Origin of the sequence: Paenibacillus periandrae, from assembly GCF_022458865.1 — a bacterium.
In the GTDB taxonomy this organism is placed as follows: domain Bacteria; phylum Bacillota; class Bacilli; order Paenibacillales; family NBRC-103111; genus Paenibacillus_S; species Paenibacillus_S periandrae.
This window is the reverse complement of sequence record NZ_JAJNMU010000207.1, coordinates 1-255: the sequence shown is the minus strand read 5'-3', so window position 1 is coordinate 255 and position 255 is coordinate 1. Positions and strand designations below refer to the sequence as shown.

1 protein-coding gene is annotated in these 255 nt (G+C 54.9%); it reads right to left on the bottom strand.

Annotated elements, in window-relative coordinates; all coding sequences use genetic code 11:
• Positions 1–232, bottom strand: a 232-nt coding sequence (locus tag LRL21_RS47505) for an ankyrin repeat domain-containing protein (protein ID WP_338044795.1), incomplete at its 3' end; no start/stop codon positions are given.
• Positions 233–255: the final 23 nt, after the last annotated feature.

Below are 255 nucleotides of genomic sequence, written 5' to 3'. Positions count from 1 at the left end.
CACCTGCGATCACTGCACCTGGCGCTTCGATGTCGGCGCCAGCATCAAGAAGCGCATCAAGCACTTCAATGTCATCGCAGCTCGAAGCCCAATGAAGCGGTGTCTCGGTGTGTGATCCAATGAACCGTGCGTTCACCTCCGCACCGAACTCGACTAACGTACCCACAGTAGTAGCACCGTTAGGAAAGTGACCGGGCCAGTCGGTCACCACATGCAACAGTGTTCTAGACATTCCACTACCTTTGCCTTCGTTGT